Source organism: Neobacillus sp. GCM10023253 (assembly GCF_042653105.1).
Classification (GTDB): domain Bacteria; phylum Bacillota; class Bacilli; order Bacillales; family Cytobacillaceae; genus Neobacillus; species Neobacillus citreus.
In genome coordinates this window covers 141,062-154,694 of the sequence record NZ_JBHSHV010000015.1, presented here as the reverse complement: position 1 = coordinate 154,694, position 13,633 = coordinate 141,062, and the positions used below count along the sequence as shown (strand labels likewise).

The 13,633-nt window shown below is 41.4% G+C and carries 17 protein-coding genes; 2 read left to right on the top strand and 15 right to left on the bottom strand.

What is annotated here, in order from left to right; all coding sequences use genetic code 11:
• Nucleotides 1-205: 205 nt before the first annotated feature.
• From ACFPA1_RS19365 to ACFPA1_RS19325, 9 genes are all read right to left on the bottom strand, one after another.
• Nucleotides 206-1,021 (bottom strand): formate/nitrite transporter family protein, encoded by an 816-nt coding sequence (locus tag ACFPA1_RS19365; RefSeq protein ID WP_378584841.1) that lies wholly within the window; start codon nucleotides 1,019-1,021, stop codon nucleotides 206-208.
• A gap of 279 nt (nucleotides 1,022-1,300) precedes the next feature.
• Nucleotides 1,301-2,563 carry a nickel-dependent lactate racemase gene (gene larA / locus ACFPA1_RS19360; RefSeq protein ID WP_378584840.1) on the bottom strand — a complete coding sequence of 421 codons (1,263 nt, stop codon included), beginning with the start codon at nucleotides 2,561-2,563 and terminating at the stop codon, nucleotides 1,301-1,303.
• A gap of 161 nt (nucleotides 2,564-2,724) precedes the next feature.
• On the bottom strand, nucleotides 2,725-3,237 hold the full coding sequence (locus tag ACFPA1_RS19355) for a DUF3231 family protein (protein WP_378584838.1): 513 nt from the start codon (nucleotides 3,235-3,237) through the stop codon (nucleotides 2,725-2,727).
• A 167-nt stretch (nucleotides 3,238-3,404) separates the two neighbouring features.
• Nucleotides 3,405-3,929 (bottom strand): GNAT family N-acetyltransferase, encoded by a 525-nt coding sequence (locus ACFPA1_RS19350; RefSeq protein ID WP_378584837.1) that lies wholly within the window; start codon nucleotides 3,927-3,929, stop codon nucleotides 3,405-3,407.
• A 200-nt stretch (nucleotides 3,930-4,129) separates the two neighbouring features.
• A complete protein-coding gene (locus ACFPA1_RS19345) occupies nucleotides 4,130-4,852 on the bottom strand; it encodes a ZIP family metal transporter (protein WP_378584835.1) in 723 nt (240 codons plus the stop codon).
• A 111-nt stretch (nucleotides 4,853-4,963) separates the two neighbouring features.
• Nucleotides 4,964-5,086: a YjcZ family sporulation protein gene (locus tag ACFPA1_RS19340; RefSeq protein ID WP_213119029.1), complete on the bottom strand. Its 123-nt coding sequence runs from the start codon at nucleotides 5,084-5,086 to the stop codon at nucleotides 4,964-4,966.
• 117 nt (nucleotides 5,087-5,203) lie between these two features.
• Nucleotides 5,204-6,448 carry an MFS transporter gene (locus ACFPA1_RS19335; RefSeq protein WP_378584833.1) on the bottom strand — a complete coding sequence of 415 codons (1,245 nt, stop codon included), beginning with the start codon at nucleotides 6,446-6,448 and terminating at the stop codon, nucleotides 5,204-5,206.
• Nucleotides 6,449-6,503: 55 nt separating this feature from the next.
• A complete protein-coding gene (locus tag ACFPA1_RS19330) occupies nucleotides 6,504-7,082 on the bottom strand; it encodes a metalloregulator ArsR/SmtB family transcription factor (protein ID WP_378584831.1) in 579 nt (192 codons plus the stop codon).
• 557 nt (nucleotides 7,083-7,639) lie between these two features.
• Nucleotides 7,640-7,777 (bottom strand): hypothetical protein, encoded by a 138-nt coding sequence (locus tag ACFPA1_RS19325; protein ID WP_213145469.1) that lies wholly within the window; start codon nucleotides 7,775-7,777, stop codon nucleotides 7,640-7,642.
• Nucleotides 7,778-7,946: 169 nt separating this feature from the next.
• Here ACFPA1_RS19325 and ACFPA1_RS19320 point away from each other — a divergent pair, with 169 nt between their 5' ends.
• Nucleotides 7,947-8,840, top strand: coding sequence for an aldo/keto reductase (locus ACFPA1_RS19320; RefSeq protein ID WP_378584829.1), 894 nt, complete (start codon nucleotides 7,947-7,949; stop codon nucleotides 8,838-8,840).
• 56 nt (nucleotides 8,841-8,896) lie between these two features.
• Here ACFPA1_RS19320 and ACFPA1_RS19315 read toward each other — a convergent pair whose 3' ends face one another.
• The 3 genes from ACFPA1_RS19315 to ACFPA1_RS19305 all read right to left on the bottom strand — a co-directional run bounded on the left by ACFPA1_RS19315 (nucleotide 8,897) and on the right by ACFPA1_RS19305 (nucleotide 10,204).
• Entirely contained in the window at nucleotides 8,897-9,301 is a 405-nt protein-coding gene (locus tag ACFPA1_RS19315) for a DUF3147 family protein (RefSeq protein ID WP_213145467.1), read from the bottom strand.
• Between the two features lie 15 nt (nucleotides 9,302-9,316).
• Nucleotides 9,317-9,676 carry a DUF3147 family protein gene (locus ACFPA1_RS19310; protein WP_378584827.1) on the bottom strand — a complete coding sequence of 120 codons (360 nt, stop codon included), beginning with the start codon at nucleotides 9,674-9,676 and terminating at the stop codon, nucleotides 9,317-9,319.
• Nucleotides 9,677-9,898: 222 nt separating this feature from the next.
• Entirely contained in the window at nucleotides 9,899-10,204 is a 306-nt protein-coding gene (locus ACFPA1_RS19305) for a BC1872 family protein (RefSeq protein WP_378584826.1), read from the bottom strand.
• Between the two features lie 260 nt (nucleotides 10,205-10,464).
• On the opposite strand from ACFPA1_RS19305, the gene speD reads away from it, so the two are divergent.
• Nucleotides 10,465-11,739: an adenosylmethionine decarboxylase gene (speD, locus tag ACFPA1_RS19300; RefSeq protein ID WP_378584825.1), complete on the top strand. Its 1,275-nt coding sequence runs from the start codon at nucleotides 10,465-10,467 to the stop codon at nucleotides 11,737-11,739.
• 132 nt (nucleotides 11,740-11,871) lie between these two features.
• Here speD and ACFPA1_RS19295 read toward each other — a convergent pair whose 3' ends face one another.
• The 3 genes from ACFPA1_RS19295 to ACFPA1_RS19285 all read right to left on the bottom strand — a co-directional run bounded on the left by ACFPA1_RS19295 (nucleotide 11,872) and on the right by ACFPA1_RS19285 (nucleotide 13,569).
• Nucleotides 11,872-12,966, bottom strand: coding sequence for a PrsW family glutamic-type intramembrane protease (locus ACFPA1_RS19295; RefSeq protein WP_213145463.1), 1,095 nt, complete (start codon nucleotides 12,964-12,966; stop codon nucleotides 11,872-11,874).
• A 107-nt stretch (nucleotides 12,967-13,073) separates the two neighbouring features.
• On the bottom strand, nucleotides 13,074-13,334 hold the full coding sequence (locus tag ACFPA1_RS19290) for a CGCGG family rSAM-modified RiPP protein (RefSeq protein WP_213145462.1): 261 nt from the start codon (nucleotides 13,332-13,334) through the stop codon (nucleotides 13,074-13,076).
• Between the two features lie 112 nt (nucleotides 13,335-13,446).
• Complete coding sequence (locus tag ACFPA1_RS19285; protein WP_277398148.1) at nucleotides 13,447-13,569, bottom strand: hypothetical protein; 123 nt, start codon at nucleotides 13,567-13,569, stop codon at nucleotides 13,447-13,449.
• Nucleotides 13,570-13,633: the final 64 nt, after the last annotated feature.

The window sequence follows — 13,633 nt, the reverse complement described above, 5'->3', positions numbered from 1 at the left end:
TTGGTATAAACCGTTTCATGGGGGGAGAATTTCTGAGCATATTTTATATACTAGCGATCATTCCCGCCATATTATTTGTGAGCACGCAGGAAATCAAAGCAACAACTGTTACCTGATTTCAATGCATTCTTCACTAATTTTAAACATTAACACTATGAATATATCATAAATTTGTATTTTTTGCGAACTAAAGCAAGTTAGATTGCTAGACGGCTTTCTTTATGTTGTTTAATGCTTGCGAAGCACTAGTCCGTAATGCCTCTTTATATACCATCCAGTAGATCAAAGCCACGAAAATTCCTCCGCCAATGGCATTGCCAATAAATACCGGAACTAAGTTAGCAAAATAATCGGTCCAGCTAAGGCTGCCAGCAAAAATGGCCGCTGGAATCACGAACATATTGGCCACGACGTGCTGGAAACCGATTGCAACGAATCCCATGATAGGGAACCAAATCGCAAACATTTTTCCACCAATGTCTTCAGCACCAAATGCCATCCACACTGCTAAACAGACTAGCCAGTTACAGCCGACTGCAGAAATTAATGCTTGAACAAAGGTTTCCGCTGTTTTTGCTTGGGCGATTGCCACTGTTTTTTCCAAAAATGGTCCTGTTTCTGTCAAGCCGACTACATGGCCAAAGAAATAAGCCACAAAGATAGCACCGACAAAGTTACTGACAACAATCAGCAGCCAATTTCTCATCAGCTGTAAGGTCGTTGCCCGCTTAGCCAATACCGCCATCGGCAATGCCATCATATTTCCCGTCAGCAGTTCACCGCCGGCAATAATGATCAGCATGAGGCCGACCGGGAACACCGAAGCGCCGAGAAATGACCCGAATGACCCCCATTCTTTTGGCAAATTGCCAATCACACGTATGTCTAATAGAAAGCCCAATGCGATAAACGCTCCACCTAAGAAACCTAACAGCAGGGCATGACGAATCGGCATTACTGCTTTCTTCGCGCCCGCTGCAACTACTTTTCGGGCAATTTGATCAGGACTATGAAATGCCATATGTTTTCCTCCATTATGTACTCTTTTAAAAATAAAAATAGCCCACCATAAAGCGGTTTCATGCAAATAAATTCACATAAACCGTTTATGATGGGCTAATATTCTAAGCATTAAAAAATACTAGAAATCCTTCCCGCCAATATAAAACAGAATAACAGAATGAAAGTGCAACACCATGTTACATTTCATCAATGAACATTCTATTTCTTCATAACATTTTATAAGATAACATATTTCTTATTTTTTGTGAACATTTTGTGACTTTTTTATCTTAAAATACTACTCTTCCACATATGGAATTGTCAGTGGCCCAAGCGGTAAAACAGCAACGGTCATATTCTCGCCAAAAACCTGTTTAAGTTCTTCGATGGTTTTCTCAATATTGAGTGTCGGCTTAAGCATGGCGCCCTTCACCTGTTCGTCTGTTAGCTTAGAATAAACGTAGACATCTGACCAAACCTGGATGACCGCCTGCTTTTGCACCTGCCATTGGTCAAACATTTTAAATTCTGGACTATTGATGAGATCAAGCAACCCTTGCGGTGTGTCGGCGAGTTCGAAAATTTTCGCATAATTCCCATGGCTTGGCAGTCCATCTGAGCATTCCGAAGCGACGATAATGGCCCCGCCTTTTTTGACAATCTTCTGTGCGGCACTCATTCCTTTAACGGCCTGGTACAGATTCTGGTCAAGCGGGTAGCCGGAATTTGAGGTGATGACGACATCAAACCGCTCATCACACCGGACCATGGCGTGTTCTTTGACGAAGGCACAGCCCTGATCGTGAGCCTCGTAAAGCTCTCCGGCAAATACGTTTGTGATTTCTTTTTGTTTATTCAGTGTAACATTTAACATAAAATGCGGTTTGCAAAGGCCATTAATTTCCCTTGTCATGTCCTGGACTGGGTTATTGACCATATTTCCCCATGTAGCAAGAGGGTCGCCAATCATTCTGGCGTTGTGGAACGTCATGATCGTATCAATCCCGGCAATACCCGGCATGATTCCTTTTGGTCCACCGGAGAAACCGGCGAAAAAGTGCGGTTCAATAAATCCTGTGACAATCCGGAAATCGGCTTCTACGTAGTCTTTATTGAGATACACATCACAACCAAATTTGCTTTTGCCAAGGTTGACCTGTGTGCTTTTGTCATGACAGTTATTATTGATAATCCTGATATTGTCGACAACCCAGTCACCGAGCATCTGCACAAACTCTTCCCTGGTTTGATCGCGGTGAGTCCCTGTTCCATTGATCACCACGAAATTCTCCAATGGCACATGGTTCAATTCTTCTATTAACATTGGGACAAGGATATGGTTTGGGGTCGGTCTCGTAATATCGCTTATGATAATGGCAACAGTATCTGTCGCTTTGACCATTTTTTTTAAAGGAGGTGTTCCAATCGGATTCCTTAATGCCTGTTTAATCGCTTCCACTTCATTTTCCATTGCAGGAAGGTCTTTAGGTTCTACGATAAATGAATGATCCGGTACTTCTATGTCCATTCCGGTTTGGCCATATAGCAGGTTTGTTTTCATGTATATCCACTCCTTGGAAAACGATTCGTCCATATATGGCCTAATTATACTTTTTCTAATTCTGAAATTCATCTAATATGTTATAAAATTTAAAATATTCTATTTTTCGGGCATAAAAGCTAAAAAAAAGGATGAAGACCATTTGTCCTCATCCTGCAACTTTAACAATCACCATGTTTATTTGGATGTAATGGCGGCGGGATCAGCCAGCCTTTTTCTTTGTTTAACCGAAGAACTTTTCCGCCAAGCGCTGCCTTTTGGTTATGGATTTGCACATACATCATGGCTATATCTTCCCTAATGGATTTACCGATAATTTGGCTGCAAGTCACTAATCCTGCAGCTATATCGGCCGAAAGTACGGCTGCAATAGCGGGATCCGGAACGCGCGCTCCAACCGGAATATCCTCTAAGCAAGCTTCAGGTTGTTCGGGTGACGCTGGAGGTAAACCAATTCCGTTTTCCTTTAAAAGTTCTTCCACTTGTTTCTTTTCCTGCTGACAAAGTTCAATGGCTTCTTTTAATAATTTTTTTAAATCGTCGTCACCCGCATGGTTTATCATCGTTTGATAACCTGCAATCATACCATTACCAGCTAGAACAGATGCCCAAAGGTCAAATGCCTCTCCATAATGCATTGGCTCTTCCTTAGGATTTCCACTCAAAATACCCATTGCAAACCTCCTCAAATTATAAGAAAAATAATTCATTCTCGTGCCACCTTTCCTAAAGCACATTCAATAGCTTTTCCCATAATTCGAAAAAAATGAGGCATGGGGACGGTTCTTTTGCCTCATTTTCTCGGCCGTCTAACATTTTAGACAAACCCATCTCATATCGTTTAAATCATTTTGTAATATATTATCGTCGCATCCAGATTCCCATTTTCAGACAATGCATATTTAGGAATCCGTCCTGCTTGAATATACCCAAAAGAAGTATATAGTCTATTAGAAGGGTCTCCTTCTCTCGTATCTAAAACGATTAATGTTCTCCCCATTTGTTTAGCTGTTTCGTGAGCCTTCTCCATTAATAACCGGCCAATTCCATTCCTGCGATAATGTGGGTGCGTCATGAGCTTGGCGATTTCAGCCCGATGTTTGCCGTTCTGCTTTGAACACAGATGTAATTGCACACTTCCGGCAATGACATTATTAATCTTAGCAACAAATAAGATCACCTCAGGATTTAAGACAGATTCCCAATACTTCCTTGCCACGTTTTCCTCTAATGGCGGTAAAAACCCAATCGAAGCACCATCCTCAACAACTTGAATAAGAAGTGCGGAGAGTTCGTTCAAATGTTCCTCAATAGAGATGCATCTCTCTATTTTTATGTTCTTTCTAACTTCTAAACCATTTTCCATAAAAAATCCCCCAATCCCTATTTATAAAATATGGATCAAATGTATCAAATATAAAGGTTGTTACATATTCCTTTGTCAGAAAATCTTACATATTTTTTCTATTACGACTAGTTGAGACTCCTTACCTAAACAGAAAAGAGCTGCCTCAGCAGCTCTATATAACTTTATCAACTATTCAATTTGGGACCATGCGGCCGCTGCTAGACAACACTATGTAATATGAAAAACAGCAAGATGCCGGCTATAAAAAACAGGGGGGTGCTTTTAAATGTCCCTCGATTAATTAAAGGTAGTAACATAGCCCCGCTGAGATACAGAAAAATCCCTGCTGTTACGGATAAGCCCATCGCGACAATCGTTTCTTGAAAGTCCTTCATTTCCGATAGCAAAACCGCAACTCCTGCTCCGAGCCAAGTAAAAAGCCCCTGAATGACAAGATAGATGGCTGTTTTTTTGCGGCCATTTAAAAAGGCAAGCATAACCGAAGTATAGGAAAGCCCTTCCGGTATTTTATGGATCACCAGTGCAATCGTAACAAAAACACCTAATTCAAAAGAAGAGGCATAGCTAATTCCAATCGATAATCCTTCAAAAAAATTATGGAGCAGCATTCCGATTGTTAATCCCGTTGCCCCAGATTTACCACTGTTTTCTACCCCATTTTTCCCATTAAAAGTTCCTGGCAGAAAAATAAAATACATAATCAGGAAACCAAGCAAAATGAACAAACTGCTATCATGATAGTCTTCTAAGGCATGAGGAATTAAATGTAAAAGAGCGATCGATAATAACAGGCCCGCGCTAAGAGCAACCAATGACAATAAGGTTCTTTCTGGCCAATTTTTTCGAATTAAAACGAGAAATCCGCCAAGAATATAGGCTAGAGATGAGATTAAAACAACGAGGAACACAGTTGTGGTCAAGATAATCCTCCCCTTTTTTGTTTATTCCCCATTATGTATTCACCGTCTTGAAAAAAGATTACCAATAAAAAATGAGGTGCCCTCAAAGAACACCTCATTTTTTACTTGTTATTAATAAAAGCTAGCCCCGACGATAATTAAAAGAATAAACAATACTACAATTAATACAAATGGGCTAAAGCCGCCATACCCGAAACCGTAGCCATAACCACCGCAACCGCACCAGCCGCACATAATTAAGTCACCTCTCTAATTGGTTTAATTATTCTTATGCAGCCGTGACGATAAACGTAAATGCGAATATAATAGCCTTTTAAAAATGGATGTTTGTCCTGCTCGGTTTACGATTGCTTATTTTTTCAAAAATGGCGGACTGGTCATAGTTTCCCTTTCCCGCACACTTTTCACGGAAAGGAAGACCATCAGGAAAATCGCGATTAACATATAGGCACTGCCGCCAATAAACCCCAAGGTTCGTGGTGTCAGGTATTCTAAAGCGGCCCCTGATAAAAGCATCGAAACACCCAATAATGGATTGCCAATGGATGCCAATAACCCAAACATAGTTCCCTGGTGTTCCTCAGGAATTTCCTTCATCAGAACCGTATCAAAACAGGCATTCCCAATCCCCGACATAAACGCGGCCCCGCAAAACACGAGAAACGCTGCAGCTATGTAATGGGTTTGGCTTAATACTACTAGGAAAGCCCCCTCGAGCATGAGACTGGCCAACCCAATCCCAAGGATATTTTTTCGCAGACGGTTGGCGACAGAAAAGCTTAACGTTAAACCAATCCCCAACGCCCCATAAAACAGCCCTACACCTACATCACCCAAATGGTACTCCTGTATGGCATACACGGTAATCAGGACATTATCAATGCCGTTCATGGACGCAATGACCACTTCACAGAAAAGAAGAATTTGGACCGGGACGGACAATATGATTACCTTTTTTAAGGTTGGAATCAGCTTTTCCTTTTGCTGCAGCTTTTCATCCTGAAGGGAGTTTTTTTCAGGAAATGTGATCGAAGATAAAATAATTGCTGCACCTAAAAAGGAGGCAACATTAATCAAAAATGTTAACCCCGCTCCAAATAAGTAGGAAACAATCCCCCCTGAAAAAGCACCAACAATTAGTACAATCCCAACCAATACTTGTTCAAGACTATTTATTTTTAACAGATGCTCTTTGTTGACAAGAAGCGGTATCGCAGATTTTCTCGCTGGCGCATAAACAGCCTCGCCCACCGCTAACATGAAGGTACTGACATAAACAATCCAAAGATCCTCTTTCCCATGAACCAATAGAAACGACAAGGCAAACACAATGCGGATGAGGTCAGTTGCCACTAAAATAGTTTTTCTTGAAAAACGGTCTGCCAGCCTTCCCCCGATTGGGGCGAAAATAACAAAGGGCAATAGCCGAATCGCTAGCGTCATGGCGACTGCAAAGCCTGACCCTGTTAACTGGATTGCAAGCGCTAATACAGCAACGGAACTGAAGCGGTCGCCGATTCCATTTACGACACCGGCGAGAAATAATCTCCGGTATTGTTTTTCCTTTTTTATAAAGGAAAGAGCCATCTTCCTCATCTCCTTTCACCCTTATCTAATTTCACACCTATCTAATTAGTTTTGCAAAAAAAATTTATTTCAACCACCAAACCTCAACCGGATTTAACTCATATTGATTATTTTCACGGTACATAAATTGGCACATAATAAGTTCGCGACGTAACGTAGCGTAATCCTCATGATACTGCTTTAAATATTCGTTAATTTCCTTTTCTTGATAAACTTTACCCAGTTCCAGCCCTTTGATCATATGCTCAAGCACAACAAGCTTTTTCTTTCGCTGCGCAGGGTAGGTTTTCAGTTTTCCTTCTTTGGTGAAGAAGTTTTTAATGATTGCCTCCCTATCCTCCGCTGTCACCGACATTTCCAATTCTGCTCCGCCTCCCGTTCTAACATTCAAAATAGCCTTAGCACTCATCTCTAATATTTTTGTGTTAAGAGAAAAATAAATGGTGTTTTTATCACGCCGCTCTTTTATCAGCCCCACCTCTCTAAGTTTTGCCATATGGTGGGTTATCGTTGGCGGTTTAAGCCCCAGCTTACCGGCAATCGCCTGCCCGTGCAACGGCCCCTGTTGAAGCAAGGCGACAATCTTGATCCTGGTAAGGTCACCAAGGGCTTTATGAAATTCCACGATTTTGTTTAATTGCATGTTTAAATCCACCTACTTTAATGATTATCTAATTAGATATTATTCGAATTTAGTTTCGTTTGCAATAGGAGAATGGAATTTTTTTCAAGAATAAAACCAATAAAAAAACCCACCACTCGGGCAGGTTTTTTAAACATTACAATTAATGTCTGCATTTCGGACAAGGCTGCAAGTGTTCCTTCACAGTTCCGCATGAAGCGCATTTATCGGTGCCCTGTTGACTCTTTTTCATTTTCCATTGATCGTAGGTTAAATGTCCTGCACTGTCGTCGTTTAAATACTTGATATAGTCATTACCATAAATATACATCAAAGGTATCACCTCCATTGCTCAATAACAATGTATGCGCTTACATATATGAAAAACACTAAAATAGCAGAATTAAATGAAAACTCGCCGATTGGCGAGTCCGATAGGACGAAGACAGAGGCGTAGTTGAATTTATGCGTTAGGAAGTTATAAATTTGTAAAAATTTATAACTTCCTATTAGCTAAAAAAAACTATCTTTCTATGTATGTTTACAAAAAAGATAGTTTTTCTGGATAGTCTTTTTTATTATTTTTTAACAGGTGTACACACAGCAAATAAATTTTCAGACGGGTCAGTCACATTGATTTCAACAATCTTAAATCCGCCATTTCCTAGATCTTTGCCCTCGTTCTTAATTGGTGTTAATACTTGGTTGTTATTCATCGTCCATACTTCCTTCCTACGTAATTTCTCACACAGAAGTTAATATATGACGATTGTTAAAAAATGTGCATACTTTTTTGTAAAATTTGTCTATTCCGAACAGGAGTTTTCACTTGAAATTATGGTATTATTTTCTAAAGAATAGAGGGTCATAAAGGAGGTAGCTTGAATGGTTGAATCTTGGAAAATAGCTGAAATTAGGGAAACCCTAACTAAGCGTGTAATATCCCTCCCTGATGGTTCGTCTGTACCGATTTTAGGGCAGGGAACCTGGAATATGGGCGAAAATAGCCGTACAAAAGAGCAGGAAGTAAAAGCCCTTCAGCTTGGCATTGAACTCGGAATGACGTTAATTGATACAGCGGAAATGTATGGAAATGGCGGTGCGGAGCGAGTTGTCGGTGAAGCGATAAAAGGACTCAGGGATAGAGTGTTTCTGGTCTCCAAGGTCTATCCTCATAACGCCGGAAAAAATAAAATCGCCGAAGCCTGTGAACACAGTTTAAGACGGCTGCAATCAGATCATTTGGATTTGTACCTTTTACATTGGCGGGGCCAGATTCCACTTGAGGAAACCATCGAGGGGATGGAGAAACTTAAAATAGAAGGAAAAATTCTGCGCTGGGGTGTTTCCAACTTTGACACAGAAGATATGGATGAATTAGTTGCCTCCTCAAACGGGACAAATTGTATCACCAATCAGGTACTATACCACCTAGGCTCACGAGGGAGTGAATTTGATTTGCTGCCGTGGCAAAAGCAGCATCAAATGCCCATAATGGCCTATAGCCCAATCGCCCAGGGAGGTTCCTTAAGAAGACAGCTGCTGCGTGATTCTACCATTCTGGATATTGCCCGCAGTCACAATGTGCAGCCCTTGCAGATTGTGCTAGCCTGGTGTATCCGTTCCAATCAGGTGATTGCCATTCCAAAAGCTGTCCAACCGGAACACGTCATGCAAAATGCGGCGGCTGCTTGTATTGAACTAACAACAGAGGAATTAGCTAGACTTGACGAGGTTTTCCCTGCTCCCGCCAGAAAAGTTCCTCTTGATATTATTTAAAAACGTAAAATGCCAGGCAGCTTTCCTTTTTCGGATGCCGACTGGCATTTTTTCTATTATTTATGATGTCTGAACCGTGCCTCTGCCAAAACCATCTTTCTACTAAATGGTTTTATATTTAATTTCTCCCTTAGTGTTGACACCATCACGGAGCTGATCAGCCAAAAAAGGAGACCGAGCAGCATGCTTAGCGGCCAATTATGAGTCAGTTTTAAGAACAGCCAGACGGTCGCTGCGCATATGATGCCGCCAATCATGCCATAGACTGAACCACCCGCAATTTTCGCTGCGTTCTTCGTTCCGGAAGTAACCCCTGCCATTAAGACGGCCGTAATCATCACAGCAGGAAACGCGGCGAATATTCCCCCTAGGATTTCCCACGGTGAAACTACAATTATTAAATAACTGGCCATTACGGCGGCCCCGCCAAGTAAAAAACGCAAAAGTAAATCTTTTGTCATTGTTAACACCCTTTCCTAATTGACCGTGATGGCCACCACTACGATTGAAACTGCAAGCCAGCAACCTAACGCCTCGATGAGTCCTTTTTTCCATCCATGTTTTTTTAAAAGGAGTACAGCCATAATGGCCACGAGTATATTAATTCCCATCCCAACCATGGCTCCTTGTGAGAGAATTATAGATTGGGAAACAAGAGCTTCGCCTTTCAAATCCAAACCCGCTGTAAGTAATGCCGCTAAAAATACGGCAGGAAAAGCGGCAAATATTCCTCCTGCCTTTTCGCCCAATCTTCTTGCCACAATCGTCGAAGCAACGACTGCTAAGCCTCCTAAAATAAATCTGATAAGTAATGCACTAATGGAAAGTCCGCCCATTGTAATCACCTGTCCATATTACATTTATTTGTGAATAATTTCACATATTTACTTGATATGTTTATTCTACTCCTTTTTATCCTCAGCTCATGTGAACATTTCATTAACATTTTTGAAGCGCTATCAAGTTCTAAATAGGTACCAAAAGCAAAACGACCGAATGCTTGAAAAATTCGGTCGCTCAAAATACGGGGTTTAGTTTACATAATATAGTTAAATATGTTATAGCCATTCATCCGGAACCGAACTATTATCAGCGATTGCAAAGGCTGCTTCTGTTATGGCCGCCGCTAACGTATTGCCCGTTTCGCATGCATCATTAAAACAAGCTTGGCAGGCACCGTCTGTTTTATATGTAAACCCCAACTCTTTCAATTTTTCAACGATTAGCATCGCGTGCTCAAGGTTTTGCTCGGGTTGAAACTCGTCTACAGGTATGAAAATTCCCTTTTCAAAATCATACCAGCGATCCCATCTATTTAACTTCCAGCCTAGTATTCTGCGCGCAATTATTTCAGTTTTGTTCATAGCCACATTACTCCCCTATCCTCAATAGATTTTCCTATTTTACCATTTTCATATTCAGAAGCCTGTATCAATTTTCACACATACTAAATTGATTTTGACAATTTATTAACTGTCCTAAAGGCCTTAATATACTGCAAGTGAATATACGTATTTATCACTACCCGAGTTACACTCACATACTTTATTTATGATAAATTTTTTAAAACAACAATATGAACTCAAAAATAAATCAGAATGGAGAAAGGGATGGAGGTATGGAGATGAAAGGTCAGCACCTCATCGTGGATGCCTACGATTGTCGGGCGGAGCTCTTAAATAACGCTGATGAATTAAAAACCCTGATGCTTGATACCCTCAGGGAGCTGGAATTGGAAATTCTGCTTGCTTGCTTCCATTCCTTTTCACCTCAAGGAGTAACGGGAATCATCGCGATTTCGACTTCCCATTTTTCCATTCATACCTGGCCCGAATACGGGTATGCAGCCTTTGATTTATATACCTGCTCCCCTCAGGATACCTGGCCAGTCTTAAGAAAATTCCTTAGAAAAATCGGTGCCGGGCGGGCCACCGCTATTGAAATTGAAAGAGGATTGGAAAGGCAGGTTTCTCCTATATATTCAAAAGAGCCACATCCGAGGCTGACAGCCAGCAGGCGCCCGGGAAATGCATGGGACATGAAAATTCTTAAGGAAATCAAGAATGGCGGGCACCATATCCTTTACCAGGGTTCGAGTGAGCGCAATGACATTTTGCTTGTCGAGGCAAAGGACCTGCGATTGTACCTAAATGAAGAATTCCAGTTTTCTTCGCTGGATGAAAGACATTACCACGAGGCATTGGTCCTGCCAGCAATGGAACTCGCAAAATCAAGGAAACGGGTGCTGATTTTAGGGGGTGGGGATGGCCTTGCTGTTAGGGAGGTCATCAAATATCATGATGTAGTTCATATCGACCTTGTTGAAATTGACCCGATGATTATTAAGCTGGCGGCAAATGAACCGGCATTTGTTGATGTGAATGAGGGTTCGTTAAAGGATAACCGCCTGCAGATGCATATTATGGATGCGAAGCAGTACTTACTGGGAAAAATGAAGGGATATGACGTCATCATTATTGATTTTCCAGATCCCGTCGACCCTGAAACCAGCTTATTATACACGAAAGAGTTATATGAGCATGTTGGATGGCACTTAAACCCCGAAGGAGTCATCGCTTGTCAGGCCACTTCCCCGGGAGACAATCCACGAGTTTATTGGAGTATCGCTAAAACATTGCAGGCTGCAGGCTTCAAAACGGAGGCCTTTTATTCAGTGGTGCCATCATTCGGAATGTGGGGATTCCACATGGCGCAACGCGGGAATTTTGTGAAAAAATGGCCAAAAATCTCGGTTCACCATGAAGCTATAGAGGCAAACGTGGAACCCTTGTTTCACCTGCCGCCAAAGTTCCACCCGCCCAATACCGGCTTGATTATAAACAGCAGAAATAACCTTAAGTTGCATGAACTTTATCAGCAAGAAATGGGGAATATTTAATGCTGGGAATAAAAAAATGCGATTGACATCATCTGCAATCGCATTTCTTATTTTTGGCTGCAATCGAACTATCATTCTTTGAACGGAATAGGTAATTACCGATTGGCACTCGTCAGTATTCCTCAAACATCTTTATGGCTGTGTCGGCTGAGTTGGTTCATACGCAATCCGCCATTTTTTATTGGCGATTTCTTTAAGGCCTCTGCGAATCATTAAGAAAACGACAACCCATGAAGAAACCATAAGAAAGATATGTCCGAATGGGGACATGCCTTTAATCGGTGTATCCCATAAAGCGTGCATCGCTACGACCAGAAGGAAAACAAATAAAAAGTACGGCTTAACCAATAGTGAAAAATCGAATTTTTGATCGCCTTGTGCTTTGCAGAAAGCCCCACCTGTCAATGCCGCCCAGGCCACATGCCCGCCGGGAGCTAAAACACTGCGCCAGAGAATCGTCGTATAAAGGTGTTCGAAACTCCCTCCTGTTAACAGGCTTCTTAACGCATAGCCTGCTGTTTCAAACGCGGCAAAGCCTGCTCCCACTGCTGCCCCCACCAAAAGCCCATTTAGCATGTACCTGTATTTGTGGTTTCGAACAAACCAGATAACAGTCATCACTTTGGCCACTTCCTCCACAATACCAATTGTGATGGGGTTGATGTTGTTTTTTACAAGATTAAAAAACACTAGTGCAACCAGCATCGAGAGGATGCCGCCAATCAAGACCACATAAATGACCCTATAAAAAGCAATATTTTGCGGTGCATTCATTTCCCAGAAGAACATCAGCGTTGTAATAGGGACCGCAAAAGCACCAATAATGATGAGACCCGGTAAAAAGTTAAAATTATGGAACACGGTGACACCTATGTGCATGCCTAAAAATGCAAGCAGGGCAATCAAAAATACTCTTGCAAAAAGCCAAGGCTTTGGCCATGTTTCCTTTACTTCTTCAATCTTCGGTGTTGTGATTGCTGTACCGACAATGAATAGCCTATCCGCCTCCAGCGTGCTATGCTTTCGAAACACCCTTGAAAAAATGTTTTGAAATTTAGGTTCTACCGAACGCAGCTGCTTCGGCATCGCATCCACGTAAGAGGCAAACTCGTAAAATAAACTGTCTGGATCCGGGTCTGTATTTCCACCCAGTTTAAAGTTTTTTCCGCAGTTGAGGCAGTACCTGACCCCCTCCGGATTCGAATATACGCAGTCCGGGCAATTCAATTAGCATCCCCCTCTTGATAAAATGACTGAAATTGGATGTTTAACTTGTTTTTACTATGCCCGTTAACTGCATACAAAATTATTTTTTTATAATGAAGATTATTTATCTAAGCTCTTTTCCAAACCCGTAACACGTAACCGCCGCAGCCGCACTGGTCGATAAACTTCACATCAATTTCCGCACCGAACCTAGAAAACAATTCCTCTGTTAAATACTCTTCAGGATTCCCAAAGCCGGCAGGCGTGACGACATTAACATAAAATCCTTTCACTGTCTGTTTTACAGCATCAATCGCATCTGCAATAACCAATTCCTTATCGTTTTCATATTCCTCATGCTCTAATGAGATTGACCAGTTCTTTTCCATTACATTCACCTCTTCCTTCTATTTTAAAATGAACCACGCCGGCAAGAGGTGATTTTCATCACGCATCATTTTCAACTAAAAAAGGGCACTTTTTGCAGCGCCCCTTTTCAAGTTATTTTTTTGTTTTTTCTAAAGCTTGTAATGCTACCTTTTCAAGTCCAGTTTGGGCAAATTCCACATCCGTTTTCGGCATTGCAGGATTAAACTGTTTTTGTTTGTTCTTCTTTTTAGACATTTTTTCATCATCCTTTTCGATTCATATAGTCATACTAAAAAGAATGCCTGTCCGGCACTTCCTT